Below are 12713 nucleotides of genomic sequence, written 5' to 3' on the forward strand. Positions count from 1 at the left end.
TTCTAACCCCTCCCCTTCAGGGGAGGCATAGAGCGACGCCGCTTGGCCCACCCCGCTGCGACTAGCCAGCAAGCTGGCAAGTCTCGCTGCCCCTCCCCTGAAGGGGAGGGGTTAGAATCACGCCGCCATCGTAAACGGTTCCAGCCCGGCCAGCCTCGTCCGCACCGGCACCTGCGGAATCGGCCGCGCGGGCAATCCCGCGACCGCCTTCGCCATCGCCGCGATATGCGCCGGGGTCGAACCGCAGCAGCCGCCCAGGATATTGACCTGACCATGCTCGGCCCACTCGCGCACCAGCCCCGCGGTGGTATCGGGCATCTCGTCATATTCGCCCAGCTCGTTGGGCAGTCCGGCGTTCGGGTAAACCATCACCAGCGCGTCAGCGATCTCCGACAGCACTTTCACGTGCGGACGAAGCTGCGCGGCGCCGAACGAGCAGTTGAGCCCAATCGTCAGCGGCCGCGCATGGCGCACCGCATACCAGAACGCCTCGACCGTGTGCCCCGACAGGTTGCGGCCCGACAGGTCGGTGAGCGTCATCGAAATCATCAGCGGCAATTCGCGCCCGACCTTCGCCTCGGCCTCGAGCACCGCCGCGATCCCCGCCTTCGCGTTCAGCGTGTCGAAGATCGTCTCGATCAGGATGAAATCGGCGCCGCCCTCGGCCAAGGCCACGACCTGATCGAGATAGACATCTTTCAGCTCGTCGAAATCGATCTCGCGATAGCCCGGGTTGTTGACGTCGGGCGACAGGGACAATGTCTTGTTCGTCGGCCCGACCGCACCCGCGATAAAGCGGCGGCGACCGTCCATCGCTTCATATTTGTCGGCGGCCGCGCGACCCAGCCGCGCGCTTTCATGGTTAATGTCGGCGACCAGATGTTCGGCGCCATAATCGGCCTGGCTGATCCGGTTGGCGCTGAAGGTGTTGGTCGATACGATGTCCGACCCCGCCGCCAGATAGGCCTCGCCGATCGCGGTGACGACATCGGTGCGGGTCAGCGCCAGGATGTCGTTATTGCCCTTTTGGTCATGCGTCAGTCCCAGCGACCCCGCATAATCTGCTTCGACCAGCTTGCGGTCCTGGATCTGGGTGCCCCAACCGCCGTCGGTCAGCAGGATGCGGTCCTTAGCAGCCGCCTGTAGGGCTTCGCGCGCCCCCAATTTCGAATTGGCGCTCATGCGGCCTGATCCTTTGCATTTGCGACCGGCCGCAATCCCAGCAGATGACAGATGGCATAGCTGAGTTCGGCGCGGTTGAGCGTGTAGAAATGGAAATCGCGAACCCCGCCGGCGTACAGACGACGGCACATTTCGGCGGCCACAGTCGCCGCCACCAACTGCCGCGCCGCGGGATGATCGTCGAGCCCGTCGAACAGCGACACCATCCAGGCCGGGATCGCGGTGCCGCACATATCGGCGATGCGCCGCGTCTGCGACACATTCGACACCGGCAGGATGCCCGGAATGATCGGCGCGTCGATCCCCGCCGCCGCCGCCGCGTCGCGAAAGCGCAGGAAGCTGTCGGGCGAGAAGAAAAACTGTGTGATCGCCCGCGTCGCCCCGGCGTCGAGTTTGCGCTTCAGATTGTCGAGATCGGCCTGCGGGCAATCGGCGTCGGGATGGGTTTCGGGATACGCGGCGACCGAGATTTCAAACGGCGCCACTGCTTTCAGTCCGGCCACCAGCTCGATCGCATTGGCATAGCCCTGCGGATGCGCGCTGTACGGCGCCCCTCCCGGCACGTCGCCGCGCAGCGCGACGATGTGCCGCACCCCAGCCTCCCAATAGGCCTCTGCGACCTCGTTAATCTCGGCGCGCGAGGCCTCGACGCAGGTCAGATGCGCGGCGGGCGGCACGGCGCTCTCTGCAGCGATGCGCGCGACGGTCGCATGGGTGCGTTCGCGCGTCGAACCACCCGCACCGTAGGTGACCGAAACAAAGCGCGGCGCCAATGGTTCAAGCGTGCGGAAGGTATCCCACAGCTGCGCTTCCATCTTCTCCGTCTTGGGCGGGAAAAATTCAAAGCTGACCCCGATGTCGCCTTCCAGATTGGCGAACAGCGGCGACGCCGCGGCGCGGCGCGCTTCCGCCAGCGAGTTCAAATTCGACGTCATGCCGCAAGCCTTTTGGGTTGGCCGTCGCCATCATGGGCAACCGGCGGTTGATCTTCATCGCTGCGTCGGCGGCCGAGCCATAGCTTCACGGCCAGTTCTCCGCCTTCGAGCGTTTGATTGCTTTCCAGCAGCAGCCCAGCCGAGGCGAACCAGCCACGGATCTGGGCATCCGAAAAGCCGAGCCGCGCATGGGCGGCAAGATTGCGCAGCGTCTCATCCTCATGCGGCGCAAAATCGACGACCAGCAGATGCCCCCCGCCGCGCAGCACCCGACTGGCTTCGGCAATCACCCGGTCGGGTTCGTGGGCAAAGTGGAGCGCCTGGTGGATGACGATGCTGTCGACGCTGGCGTCGCCCACGGGCAGGTTCAGGAAATCGCCCTGCAACAGATCGACCGGGGTCGTTTGCCCCGCCAGCTTGGCGCGCGCGATGCGCAGCATTTCGGGGCTGCGATCAAGCGCCGTAATCCGGCGCGCGATCGGCGCGAAAATCTCCGCCATCCGGCCAGTGCCGGTGCCGATGTCGAGCAGGTGACCGAGCCGGCGGTTGTGCATCATCGCCAGCATCGCGGCTTCGACTTCGCTTTCGGCGACATGGCGCGACCGGATCGCGTCCCATTCGGCCGCATGCTCGGCAAAATAGCGCTCGGCGACCGCCACCCGTTCGTCACGCACCGCCGCCAGTCGCCGCGCATCATGGGCGATGACCAGCGCCTCACGCGACGAGAATGGCCATTGGTCGGCCTGCCCGATGATCTCGGCAATGGGGCCGCTCTTGGCGATCCGCAGGAACACCCAGCTGCCTTCGCGCCGCCGTTCGACGATGCGCGCCTCGACCAGAATACGCACATGCCGCGAGACGCGCGGCTGACTTTGGTCGAGCACCACCGCCAGCTCGCCGATGGCCAGCTCCATTTCGCGCAGCAGCGCCACGACTCGCAAGCGCGTCGGGTCGGCCAAGGCACGAAAGATGTCGATCAGCTCGCTCATGGGAGTACATATAAAGGTTTCTTTATATCCGGTCAACCGAGCCGCGAACCCCTATTTCCGCCATGCAAGATCGGACCGGCACAAGTTTGCGACGAAACATCCCGGCTCGTCCAAAAAGGGCGTTGCACGCCATTTGCCGAGCGAGTAATTCTGCACCTGATTGGCATATTTCGGGATCGATCTGTTCCTGTGCCGGTCGATCAGTTCAATCCGAGAGGGGTTTCCCAAATGAAAAAATCGATCACGCTGTCGCTCGTCCTCGCCGCCTCGCTGGGCCTCGCCGCTTGCGGTGAAAAGGCCGCCGACGACACCGCCGCCGCCACCGAAGACACGGCAGCGACCGTCGAAGGTGCCGCTGACGGCGCGATGGAAGCTGCCGAAGGCGCTGCCGACGCTGCTGCCACGGCCGGCGCTGCTGCTGAAGGTGCCGCCGATGCCGCCGCTGCTGGCGACACCGCTGCTGCCGCCGACAAGGCGACCGAAGCTGCTGACGCCGCCAAGGAAGCGACCGACGCCGCCAAGGGCGCGATGGAAGAAGCTAAGAAGTAAGCATCTTTCCGGCCAATTTGGCCAAAGGAACACGGGGGGTCGTCGGTTCGCCGACGGCTCCTTTGGCCTTTTTGGGGACAGATATGATGCGGCCAGGCAGCAAAAGCTATTGATTGCCAAGCCCCTGATCCCTCGCTAACTCTCTGCGTCCATGGCCGTTTGCACGGTCATTTATTCGAAAGGAATTACCCATGCGCAAGATCCTCATCGCTTCGATGGCCGCCGCGGCCTTCAGCCTGACCGCCTGCTCGGAAAAGGCCCAGGAAGAAACCTCGGAAGCCGGCGCCGCCGTTGCTGACGATGCCGCCGCCGCTGGCGATGCCGTCGCCGAAGGTGCGGCCGACGCCGCCGACGCCACCGCCGCTGCTGCCGACGATGCCGGCAACGCCGTCGAAGGCACCGTGAACGCGGCCGGCGACGCCGCCGCCGCCGCGGGCGACAAGATCGCCGAAGAGACCGCCAAGGCCGAAGCCAACGACAAGCAATAAGTCGTTGGCACGTGTCTGAGCGTGCGACTATGGAAGGGCTCCATTCTTCGCGGATGGAGCCCTTTTTCGTGGGAGATGTCGTGATGGGTCGTGACAGTTTGGCAAAGATCCTCGCCGCTGCAGCGACCTTGGGGCTGGCCGCGGGGTGCAGCCGCACCGACAACGAGCCTGGCCCCGGCGGGGTAACGGTCAGCGAGGCGAAGGCGCTCGACGATGCCGCCGAAATGCTCGAAAGCCGCGACGCCGCGCCCGTGGGCGATACAGAGTCGGCGGTGAAAAAGGCCGAGCAGGCGGACAAATAGCATCTTTCCCTTCGTGAACAGCGATATTATCCTGCTTGGGCCCCGCGACTGGCGCTGAAGATGGAGACCCATCGGGAAGCGGGGCTGGCGGACCCGCCATTTCGAGCCGCGCGCCTGGGTGATCCATCGCCAGCGCAAGGACATCCGCATGACCGATACCCCTGCCACGCCGACGTCGACCACCGTCGTCTTCCTGCTCTTTCCGGGCATCACCCAGCTCGATTTCACTGCGCCCGCGCAGGCGCTGTGCCGGATGCCCGGCGCACGGTTGGTCGGCGCCGCCGCCAGCCGCGATCCGATCGCCACCGACAGCGGCTTTGCGATCCTGCCGACCGATGATTTCGCCAGTTGTCCGCAGGCCGACATCCTGTGCGTCCCCGGCGGACATGGCGTCGCCGACGCGCTGAGCGATGCCGCCACGATCGACTTCATTACCCGTCAGGCCGGGGGCGCGCGCTGGGTGACCAGCGTTTGCACCGGCGCCTTCCTGCTCGGCCGCGCCGGACTGCTGGCGGGCAAGCGCGCCACGACGCACTGGGCCTATGCCCATTTGCTGCCGCTGGTCGGCGCCGCCCCTGAAGCGGCGCGCATCGTCGAGGACGGCAATGTCGTCACCAGCGGCGGGGTGACGTCGGGGCTCGATTTCGCGCTGACCTTGATCGGCCGCTTGCACGGCGACGCGGTGGCGCAGGCGATTCAGCTCGCGATCGAATATGACCCCGCGCCGCCCTATGTCGGCGGCCACCCCGACCGCACGCCAGCGGCGATCACCGCGGGGTTGAAAGCGCGCGTTTATGACGCCGCCGCGGCGCGGATGGCGCAGGCGCTCACTGGCTAGCGGCAGTCGGCGAGTGCAATCTCGTAGAGTTTGGGCCAATATTTGCCGGTGACGAACAGGCGCTTCTTTTTCGCATCCCACGCGATGCCGTTGAGGACGCTGTCGACCCCGCGCGCACCGGCCTGTTCCTTCAGCCCCGACAGGTCGATCCAGGATTTGATCGCACCGCTGGCCGGATCGATCCGCACGATCCTGTCGGTCATCCACACATTGGCCCAGATTTCGCCATCAATCGCCTCAAGCTCATTAAGCATCGCCAGCGGGCGGCTGCCGAAACGCACCGTCACACGCTTCTGCTCGGTCATCGTCGCGGGATCGAAGAAGCGCAGCTGCGACGTGCCGTCGCTCAGCACCAGGCTGTCACCGACCAGCGTCACCCCCCAGCCTTCGCCCGCATATGTGAACGTGCCGACGGGTTTCAGATCCTTGATCGACCAGCGATTGCCGACCCCGCCCTGCCAGGTGACGCCGATGATCTGGTCGCGCCAGCGCGTGATCCCCTCGCCGAACTGGTCGGACGGCAGCTTTGTCTGCGCGACCGCCCTGCCGGTCTTGAGGTCGAGCCGCGCGACGCGCGAGCGGCCGTACTGGCCGGTGGCTTCGTAAAGATGGCCGCCATCCCAGAACAGGCCCTGGGTGAAACTGGTCGCGTCGTGGGGGTAGGTCTCGACGATACGATAGCCGCAACGCTCTATCGCCTGCGGCACGGCGGACGTCGCAGCGGCAGGATCGGCGAGCAGTGCGAGGGCAAGGACGAACATCATCACGGCCTAGTTATGCGGCATCGCCTTAACCGGCAATGTCCCAGCTTCCCTATTTCGTCATGCCGGACTTGATCCGGCATCCATGACCGCGCCGCCGAGATGGATCCCGGATCAAGTCCGGGATGACGATGAGGGTGACCTGCAAAGAAAAGGGCCGGAGGATTGCTCCCCCGGCCCGATTTCTGTCGACTGAGCGCCGAACGGTTTGGACTTAGAAGTCCATGCCGCCCATGCCGCCCATGCCGCCGCCGCCCATGGGCATGGCGGGCTTGTCGTCGGGCGATTCGGCGATGCCGGCTTCGGTGGTAATCAGCAGACCGGCGACCGAGGCGGCGTCCTGCAACGCGATGCGGACGACCTTGGTCGGGTCGATGACACCGGCCTTGACCAGGTCTTCATAGACGTCGGTCGAAGCGTTGAAGCCGAAGTTGCTGTCCTTCTGGTCGAACAGCTTGCCAGCGACGACACCGCCGTCGAAACCGGCGTTTTCGGCGATCTGGCGAACCGGAGCCTGCAGCGCGCGACGGATGATGTCGATGCCGCGGGTCTGGTCTTCGTTGATGCCCGACAGGCCTTCGAGCGCCTTGGTGGCGTACAGAAGTGCGGTACCGCCGCCGGGGACGATGCCTTCTTCGACCGCAGCGCGGGTTGCGTGGAGGGCGTCATCGACGCGATCCTTGCGTTCCTTAACTTCGACTTCCGAAGCACCGCCGACCTTGATGACCGCAACACCGCCGGCGAGCTTCGCCAGACGTTCCTGCAGCTTTTCCTTGTCGTAATCCGACGTGGTCGTTTCGATCTGCGCGCGGATCTGTTCGACGCGGCCCTTGATCGTGTCGGCATCGCCGGCACCATCGACGATCGTCGTGTTGTCCTTGTCGATCGTAACGCGCTTGGCTTGGCCCAGCATGTTCAGCGTGACGGTTTCGAGCTTGATGCCCAGGTCTTCGCTGATCATTTCACCGTTGGTGAGGATCGCGATGTCCTGCAGCATCGCCTTGCGGCGATCGCCGAAGCCCGGCGCCTTGACGGCCGCGACCTTCAGGCCGCCGCGCAGGCGGTTGACCACCAGCGTGGCGAGCGCTTCGCCTTCGATGTCTTCGGCGATGATCAGCAGCGGACGGCCCGACTGCACCACCGCTTCGAGAATCGGCAGCATCGACTGAAGGTTCGACAGCTTCTTTTCAAAGATCAGGATGTACGGATCGGCCAGCTCGACGAGCATCTTTTCCGGGTTGGTGATGAAGTAAGGCGACAGATAGCCGCGGTCGAACTGCATGCCTTCGACAACGTCGAGCTCGAAATCGAGACCCTTGGCTTCTTCGACGGTGATCACGCCTTCCTTGCCGACCTTGTCCATCGCCTGCGCGATTTTCTCGCCGACTTCGGTGTCGCCATTGGCCGAAATGATGCCGACCTGCGCGATTTCGGCGGTGCCCGAAACCGGCTTCGACTGCGCCTTGATGGTTTCGACAACGCGAGTGACCGCGAGGTCGATGCCGCGCTTCAGGTCCATCGGGTTCATGCCGGCGGCAACCGACTTCATGCCTTCGCGGACGATCGCCTGCGCCAGTACGGTCGCGGTGGTCGTGCCGTCACCGGCGAGGTCGTTGGTCTTTGAAGCGACTTCGCGGACCATTTGCGCGCCCATATTCTCGAACTTGTCCTTGAGTTCGATTTCCTTGGCGACGGTAACGCCGTCCTTGGTGATGCGGGGGGCGCCGAAGCTCTTGTCGATCACGACGTTGCGGCCCTTGGGACCGAGGGTGACCTTCACCGCGTCGGCGAGGATGTCGACACCGCGCATAATGCGTTCGCGCGCGTCGCGGCTAAATTTTACGTCTTTTGCAGCCATGGGGCTATTCCTTTCAAAGGCGCAGAAAACTGCGCAACTTCACTCGCAAATCGACAAACAAGCTCAGGCGATGACGCCGAGGATGTCCGATTCCTTCATGATCAACAGCTCTTCGCCGTCGACCTTGACTTCGGTGCCCGACCATTTGCCGAACAGGATGCGGTCGCCGGCCTTGACGTCGAGCGGGGTCACCTTGCCGTCATCGGCGCGGGCGCCCGAACCGACGGAGACGACTTCGCCTTCCTGCGGCTTTTCCTTGGCGGTGTCGGGGATGATGATGCCGCCAGCCGTTTTTTCTTCGGCTTCGATACGGCGGACGAGCACTCGGTCGTGCAGCGGACGAAATTGCATGGATATCCCTCCAATGATGCAATGGATGTCATTTAGCACTCACAGGGCGTGAGTGCTAACAGACGGCCATATGGGTGGGGGGTGTGACAGCGTCAAGGCGATTAAGGGAAAATTTTCGGCTGGCCGGTAGAGCGGCCAGATGGGGTGTGAGATTCCGATCAGCAAGGGCGGCCAAGAGCAAAATCCCAACACCATCTGGACCGAGGGACAGTTGACTCGCGGTCGGTTCATCGATGCCTTTTCACGGCTCGAAGGCGCGGTGACCGAGTATCTTGTCCGGCTTGAGCTCAAGGCCGCACCACGCGCTCTGTTTTCTCAGAAACTGAAATATCTGACGGCGTCTCGCGACCGGTTCGTTCATCCCAAGAAGCTGGATGACCGAATTGCCGCGATCATGACGCTGAACGACATGCGGTCGGACCTCGCCCATGCGGTGCTGACCGTCATCGTTCAATATGACGAGACCAAAGCTATCGAGCACTGGCTGGGTTTTCAGAATGCCAGTCTGTCAGACAAACCGCTTCGCGTCGTCTCGCTCGATCAGCTTAGGCAGATGACGCAGGACGCGAACCGCCTCGCTACGCAATTCACTCAGCAGCAACTCAAGGCAACAACCCCAGCTGCGCCCGCATCCGCCAGCGCATAAGCAGCACCGCCGACACCACAATAAGCCCGACCGCCAGCCCGATCCACACCCCGACCCCGGCGAGCGGGGTCCAGAAGCCGAGATAGATCGCGGTGCCATAGCCAGCGATCCAGTATCCGCAGATCGCGATGATCATCGGGGTGCGCGTATCCTGCAAGCCGCGCAGCACGCCCGCAGCAACCGCCTGCGCGCCGTCGAACAGCTGGAACGCCGCGGCAACGACGAGGAACTGCATCGCGAAACCGACCAGCGCCGCGTTGCGCGCCGCGTCGACATCGACATAGATCGACAACACCAGCGTCGGGAACAGCCACATCAGCAGCGCGGTGAACGCCATGAAGCCGATGCCCAGCACCAGCGACGCCTGTCCGGCCTGTGCGATGCCGCGGTGGTCGCGTGCCCCATAGGCCAGCCCGACGCGGATCGTCGCCGCCTGTGCCACCCCGAACGGAATCTGGAAAGCGAGCGCCGCGACCTGGAGCGCGATCGTGTGGCCCGCGAGTTCGGCTTCGCCGATCCGTCCCATCAGGAAGGCGGCGCCGGTGAACAATCCGGCCTCGGCCAAAATGGTCAGGCTGATCGGGGTGCCAATCCGCAACATGTCAAAAAAGCGCGTCCATTCGGTGCGCCACATATTGCCGAACAGATGATAGCGCCGCAGCCGCCGGTCGGACTGGATGACGACGACATAGGCGAGCAGCATCAGCACGCTGGTGAGCACGCTGGAGATCGCCGAGCCGTGCAGCCCGAGCGCGGGCATGCCGAGATTGCCGAACACCAGCGCCCAGTTGCCGAGCGCATTGACCCCAAGCGCGCCAAAGGTGATCGCCGTCGCGATCGTCGGCCGCCCAAGCGCCGAGACGAAGATGCGCAGCACCGTCGCCGCAATCATCGGGAACATGCCCCACATCAGGATCAGCAAGAAACCCGCCGCGCGCGCCGAGGTTTCGGCGGGCTGGCCGGTCAGGGTCATGATCGGCCCGCCCGCGGCGCAGATGCCCATGAAGACGAGCGACACCAAAGCGCTGAGCCAGAGCGCCATGCGCACCGTGCGGCGCACCTCGCGCACCGCATGTTTGCGGCGGCCGAGTTCGGCGGCGATCAGCGGCGCGGCGGCGCCGACCAGCCCGCTGCCGGTCCACAGCAGCAGGCCAAAGATCGACACGCCGAGCGACGAGGCGGCGAGCGCCGCGTCGCCGAGCCGCGCAACAAAGATGACGTCGATCGCGTGGACCAGCATCTGGAGCAGGTTTGCCGCCGCCAGCGGCAAGGCCAGCGCCAGCGTCGCCCGGAATTCCTGGCGAAGACCCCGCGGTGTTTCCGCGGTCAAAGGCGTGGCCTGTTGCAACATAGCCGGCCCGGATAGGCGCAGCGGCGCGGCGGTTCAATCCGGGGCGGCTATCGGGGGGATTTTCGATGGCGGGGGTGGCAAAAAGGCAACAGCGGCCCGCCTTCCCCCTTGATGGGGGAAGGATACGCAGCCTTATCGCCGCAGGCGATTAGGCGAAGTTGGATGGGGGTGATGGTGCGTCCTTGCACCATCGTTTCAGGCCGCGAGCCCACCCCCTCCGCTGCGACTAGCCAGCAAGCTGGCAAGTCTCGCTGCCTCCCCCATCAAGGGGGAGGGATTCAGGCCCACATCGCCACCATCTCGAACGCAAACGCCCCGAAGGTCAACGTCAGCCCGACGACGAACAGGCGATACGCATAGGCCAGATAGCGATATTTGCGCCGCGCGAGGACGATGCCGTTCTGATAGGTGTCGCGCAGCATCGTTTCGTACAGATCTTCCTCGCTGTGCAGCCGCGCTTTCACCGCGTCGATGAACTCATCCTCCTCCATCTGGGCAAAGCGGCCGAAGAACAGGATGTTGCTGTGGTCTTTGCCGTCCTTGAACACGATCGGCGGCGCCTTGCCGACGCGCGGCAGCACCGCCGACACCGCGAGCAGCGCCGACAGAAAGGAAAAGGTCGCGAGGATGGTCAGCGGCATCGCGAGCGCCCCCGCTCCGGCGCGCGCCTGCCCCACCGCGAGCGTGAACACGACGAAGGTCGCCCCCATCAGGATCGACGCCTTTTGATCCGCCATTTGCGACAATTGCATCGTCAGTTGCTGGTTGGTGCGGACGAGGTGGACCGCGTTCGGCGGGAAGGAAACCGCCGGCCGCGGCGCTGGTGTCGATGCGTTTTCGCTGTCCATGCGCTTTGCCCCCGTCCGTAATGCGCCAGCGACCCGCCACAGGGATGCCACGAAGTGCCCGGGGCGGCAAGATGCTGCCCTGTTCCCGCCGCATTCGCTTGCCAATCGGGGACGAGCGCGGCATTCCCGCGCGCAATCTTATTCCTTTATGGGACGCACCACATGAGCACCGCCCTGCGCGACCAGATTTTCGGCCTGATCGGCCCGTTCAACAAGAAAGGCGTCGAGCTGACCGACGCGACCACCTTTGCCGGCGACCTTGAATGGGACAGCCTGACGGTGATGGATTTTGTCGCCGAAGTCGAAGACACGTTTGACATCATCATCAGCATGAACATGCAGGCCGAAATCGAAACCGTCGGCCAGCTGGTCGCGGCGGTTGAAAAGCTGCAAGGCTAGACTCCCGATTCCGTTCGCATCGAGCGAAGTCGAGATGCCCCTCGACCTTACGCCACGCCGACGGGTGTCTCGACTTCGCTCGACACGAACGGGCCAAGGATATTTGATATGACCGACCTTTTCTCGAAATTCGACCCGCTGATCCAGCAGCGCGAAACCCTGCTCGCGACCGGGGTCACCGATCCGTATAATCTGGTGATGGAGAAGGTGGTCTCGCCGACCGTCGCGATCTGCAACGGGCGCGAGACGATCCTGCTCGGCACCTATAATTATATGGGCATGACCTTCGACGAGGATGTCATCGCCGCGGGCAAGGATGCGCTCGACAAATTCGGCAGCGGCACCACCGGCAGCCGCGTCCTCAACGGCACCTATCAGGGCCATAAGGAATGCGAAGAGGCGCTCAAGGAATTTTACGCCATGGATCATGCCATGGTGTTTTCAACGGGTTACCAGGCGAACCTCGGCATCATCAGCACCATCGCCGGCAAGGGCGATTATGTCATTCTCGACATCGACAGCCATGCGTCGATCTATGACGGCTGCGCGATGGGCAACGCCGAAATCGTCGCCTTTCGCCACAACGACGTCGAGGCGCTCGAAAAGAGGCTGAAGCGGCTGCCCCCCGAAGCGGGCAAGCTGGTGGTGCTCGAGGGCGTTTATTCGATGCTGGGCGACATCGCGCCGCTGAAGGAAATGATCCGCGTCTCGAAGGAAGCCGGCGCGATGGTGCTGGTCGACGAAGCCCATTCGATGGGTTTCATCGGCGAAAATGGCCGCGGCGTTGCCGAAGCGCAGGGCGTGCTGGACGATGTCGATTTCATCATCGGCACCTTCAGCAAGAGCGTCGGCACCGTCGGTGGTTTCTGTGTGTCGAACCATCCGAAGTTCGAGATCTTGCGGCTGGTGTGCCGCCCCTATGTGTTCACCGCGTCATTGCCGCCCAGCGTCGTCGCGACCGCCGCGACGAGCATCCGCAAGCTGATGCACGGGTCGAACAAGCGCGCGCATTTGTGGGAAAACTCGAAAATATTGCACAAGGGACTGCGCGACCTTGGCTTCACGCTCGGCACCGACGAGCCGCAGTCGGCGATCATCGCGGTGATCATGCCCGACCTCGAAAAGGGCGCGATGATGTGGGAAGCACTGCTGGAGGAAGGGCTGTACGGCGCTTGCCCGCGCGTTCAAAGCGGCCCAGGATCTCGCCGAACATAGC

15 protein-coding genes and 1 riboswitch are annotated in these 12713 nt (G+C 64.0%); of the genes, 7 read left to right on the plus strand and 8 right to left on the minus strand.

Translation table 11 applies throughout. From position 1 onward, the window contains the following. Nucleotides 1-117: 117 nt before the first annotated feature. The 3 genes from FFS68_RS17410 to FFS68_RS17420 are packed head-to-tail and all read right to left on the minus strand — an operon-like array spanning nt 118 to nt 3106. Nucleotides 118-1182 carry a homocysteine S-methyltransferase family protein gene (locus FFS68_RS17410; RefSeq protein ID WP_171003946.1) on the minus strand — a complete coding sequence of 355 codons (1065 nt, stop codon included), beginning with the start codon at nt 1180-1182 and terminating at the stop codon, nt 118-120. Continuing rightward, on the minus strand, nt 1179-2117 hold the full coding sequence (gene metF, locus FFS68_RS17415) for a methylenetetrahydrofolate reductase (RefSeq protein ID WP_137754467.1): 939 nt from the start codon (nt 2115-2117) through the stop codon (nt 1179-1181). The genes FFS68_RS17410 and metF overlap by 4 nt, the downstream gene beginning before the upstream one ends. Continuing rightward, nucleotides 2114-3106, minus strand: coding sequence for a metalloregulator ArsR/SmtB family transcription factor (locus tag FFS68_RS17420; protein ID WP_137754468.1), 993 nt, complete (start codon nt 3104-3106; stop codon nt 2114-2116). Before FFS68_RS17420 ends, metF begins: the two co-directional genes overlap by 4 nt. A gap of 228 nt (nt 3107-3334) precedes the next feature. Between FFS68_RS17420 and FFS68_RS17425 the strand changes: the two genes are divergently transcribed. The 4 genes from FFS68_RS17425 (at nt 3335) to FFS68_RS17440 (ending at nt 5283) form a co-directional block, all read left to right on the plus strand. Further along, a complete protein-coding gene (locus FFS68_RS17425) occupies nt 3335-3655 on the plus strand; it encodes a hypothetical protein (RefSeq protein WP_137754469.1) in 321 nt (106 codons plus the stop codon). A gap of 191 nt (nt 3656-3846) precedes the next feature. Further along, nucleotides 3847-4143 (plus strand): entericidin EcnAB, encoded by a 297-nt coding sequence (locus FFS68_RS17430; RefSeq protein WP_137754470.1) that lies wholly within the window; start codon nt 3847-3849, stop codon nt 4141-4143. Between the two features lie 83 nt (nt 4144-4226). Continuing rightward, on the plus strand, nt 4227-4445 hold the full coding sequence (locus FFS68_RS17435) for a hypothetical protein (protein ID WP_137754471.1): 219 nt from the start codon (nt 4227-4229) through the stop codon (nt 4443-4445). A gap of 34 nt (nt 4446-4479) precedes the next feature. Beyond that, nucleotides 4480-4572, plus strand: a riboswitch (ZMP/ZTP riboswitch). Nucleotides 4573-4593: 21 nt separating this feature from the next. Further along, nucleotides 4594-5283, plus strand: coding sequence for a DJ-1/PfpI family protein (locus FFS68_RS17440; RefSeq protein WP_137754472.1), 690 nt, complete (start codon nt 4594-4596; stop codon nt 5281-5283). On the opposite strand, the gene FFS68_RS17445 is transcribed toward FFS68_RS17440, so the two are convergent. From FFS68_RS17445 to groES, 3 genes are all read right to left on the minus strand, one after another. Beyond that, entirely contained in the window at nt 5280-6047 is a 768-nt protein-coding gene (locus FFS68_RS17445) for a glutaminyl-peptide cyclotransferase (RefSeq protein ID WP_137754473.1), read from the minus strand. The two genes, FFS68_RS17440 and FFS68_RS17445, sit on opposite strands and share 4 nt — an antisense overlap. Nucleotides 6048-6258: 211 nt before the next feature. Next, entirely contained in the window at nt 6259-7902 is a 1644-nt protein-coding gene (groL, locus tag FFS68_RS17450; protein WP_137754474.1) for a chaperonin GroEL, read from the minus strand. Nucleotides 7903-7965: 63 nt separating this feature from the next. Continuing rightward, the gene (gene groES, locus FFS68_RS17455) at nt 7966-8253 is read right to left on the minus strand and encodes a co-chaperone GroES (protein WP_088440350.1); all 288 of its coding nucleotides are present in this window, start codon (nt 8251-8253) and stop codon (nt 7966-7968) included. Between the two features lie 139 nt (nt 8254-8392). Between groES and FFS68_RS17460 the strand changes: the two genes are divergently transcribed. Continuing rightward, nucleotides 8393-8899 carry a hypothetical protein gene (locus tag FFS68_RS17460; RefSeq protein WP_137754475.1) on the plus strand — a complete coding sequence of 169 codons (507 nt, stop codon included), beginning with the start codon at nt 8393-8395 and terminating at the stop codon, nt 8897-8899. On the opposite strand, the gene FFS68_RS17465 is transcribed toward FFS68_RS17460, so the two are convergent. Next, nucleotides 8856-10250 (minus strand): MATE family efflux transporter, encoded by a 1395-nt coding sequence (locus FFS68_RS17465; RefSeq protein WP_137754476.1) that lies wholly within the window; start codon nt 10248-10250, stop codon nt 8856-8858. The two genes, FFS68_RS17460 and FFS68_RS17465, sit on opposite strands and share 44 nt — an antisense overlap. Before the next feature lie 278 nt (nt 10251-10528). Beyond that, nucleotides 10529-11098 carry a Pycsar system effector family protein gene (locus FFS68_RS17470; RefSeq protein ID WP_137754477.1) on the minus strand — a complete coding sequence of 190 codons (570 nt, stop codon included), beginning with the start codon at nt 11096-11098 and terminating at the stop codon, nt 10529-10531. A gap of 162 nt (nt 11099-11260) precedes the next feature. Here FFS68_RS17470 and FFS68_RS17475 point away from each other — a divergent pair, with 162 nt between their 5' ends. Together FFS68_RS17475 and FFS68_RS17480 are read left to right on the plus strand one after the other, a co-directional pair. Then, complete coding sequence (locus FFS68_RS17475; RefSeq protein ID WP_088472186.1) at nt 11261-11497, plus strand: acyl carrier protein; 237 nt, start codon at nt 11261-11263, stop codon at nt 11495-11497. Between the two features lie 108 nt (nt 11498-11605). Beyond that, nucleotides 11606-12712 (plus strand): aminotransferase class I/II-fold pyridoxal phosphate-dependent enzyme, encoded by a 1107-nt coding sequence (locus FFS68_RS17480; RefSeq protein ID WP_249340225.1) that lies wholly within the window; start codon nt 11606-11608, stop codon nt 12710-12712. Nucleotide 12713: the final 1 nt, after the last annotated feature.

This window comes from Sphingopyxis sp. L1A2A (genome assembly GCF_005502465.1).
Lineage (GTDB): Bacteria > Pseudomonadota > Alphaproteobacteria > Sphingomonadales > Sphingomonadaceae > Sphingopyxis.

Excerpts from the sequence above, each read along its gene's own strand:
- FFS68_RS17410 (WP_171003946.1), bottom strand. The coding sequence starts at position 1,182 with ATGAGCGCCAATTCGAAATTGGGGGCGCGCGAAGCCCTACAGGCGGCT.
- metF (WP_137754467.1), bottom strand. The coding sequence starts at position 2,117 with ATGACGTCGAATTTGAACTCGCTGGCGGAAGCGCGCCGCGCCGCGGCG.
- FFS68_RS17420 (WP_137754468.1), bottom strand. The coding sequence starts at position 3,106 with ATGAGCGAGCTGATCGACATCTTTCGTGCCTTGGCCGACCCGACGCGC.
- FFS68_RS17425 (WP_137754469.1), top strand. The coding sequence starts at position 3,335 with ATGAAAAAATCGATCACGCTGTCGCTCGTCCTCGCCGCCTCGCTGGGC.
- FFS68_RS17430 (WP_137754470.1), top strand. The coding sequence starts at position 3,847 with ATGCGCAAGATCCTCATCGCTTCGATGGCCGCCGCGGCCTTCAGCCTG.
- FFS68_RS17435 (WP_137754471.1), top strand. The coding sequence starts at position 4,227 with ATGGGTCGTGACAGTTTGGCAAAGATCCTCGCCGCTGCAGCGACCTTG.
- FFS68_RS17440 (WP_137754472.1), top strand. The coding sequence starts at position 4,594 with ATGACCGATACCCCTGCCACGCCGACGTCGACCACCGTCGTCTTCCTG.
- FFS68_RS17445 (WP_137754473.1), bottom strand. The coding sequence starts at position 6,047 with ATGATGTTCGTCCTTGCCCTCGCACTGCTCGCCGATCCTGCCGCTGCG.
- groL (WP_137754474.1), bottom strand. The coding sequence starts at position 7,902 with ATGGCTGCAAAAGACGTAAAATTTAGCCGCGACGCGCGCGAACGCATT.
- groES (WP_088440350.1), bottom strand. The coding sequence starts at position 8,253 with ATGCAATTTCGTCCGCTGCACGACCGAGTGCTCGTCCGCCGTATCGAA.
- FFS68_RS17460 (WP_137754475.1), top strand. The coding sequence starts at position 8,393 with ATGGGGTGTGAGATTCCGATCAGCAAGGGCGGCCAAGAGCAAAATCCC.
- FFS68_RS17465 (WP_137754476.1), bottom strand. The coding sequence starts at position 10,250 with ATGTTGCAACAGGCCACGCCTTTGACCGCGGAAACACCGCGGGGTCTT.
- FFS68_RS17470 (WP_137754477.1), bottom strand. The coding sequence starts at position 11,098 with ATGGACAGCGAAAACGCATCGACACCAGCGCCGCGGCCGGCGGTTTCC.
- FFS68_RS17475 (WP_088472186.1), top strand. The coding sequence starts at position 11,261 with ATGAGCACCGCCCTGCGCGACCAGATTTTCGGCCTGATCGGCCCGTTC.
- FFS68_RS17480 (WP_249340225.1), top strand. The coding sequence starts at position 11,606 with ATGACCGACCTTTTCTCGAAATTCGACCCGCTGATCCAGCAGCGCGAA.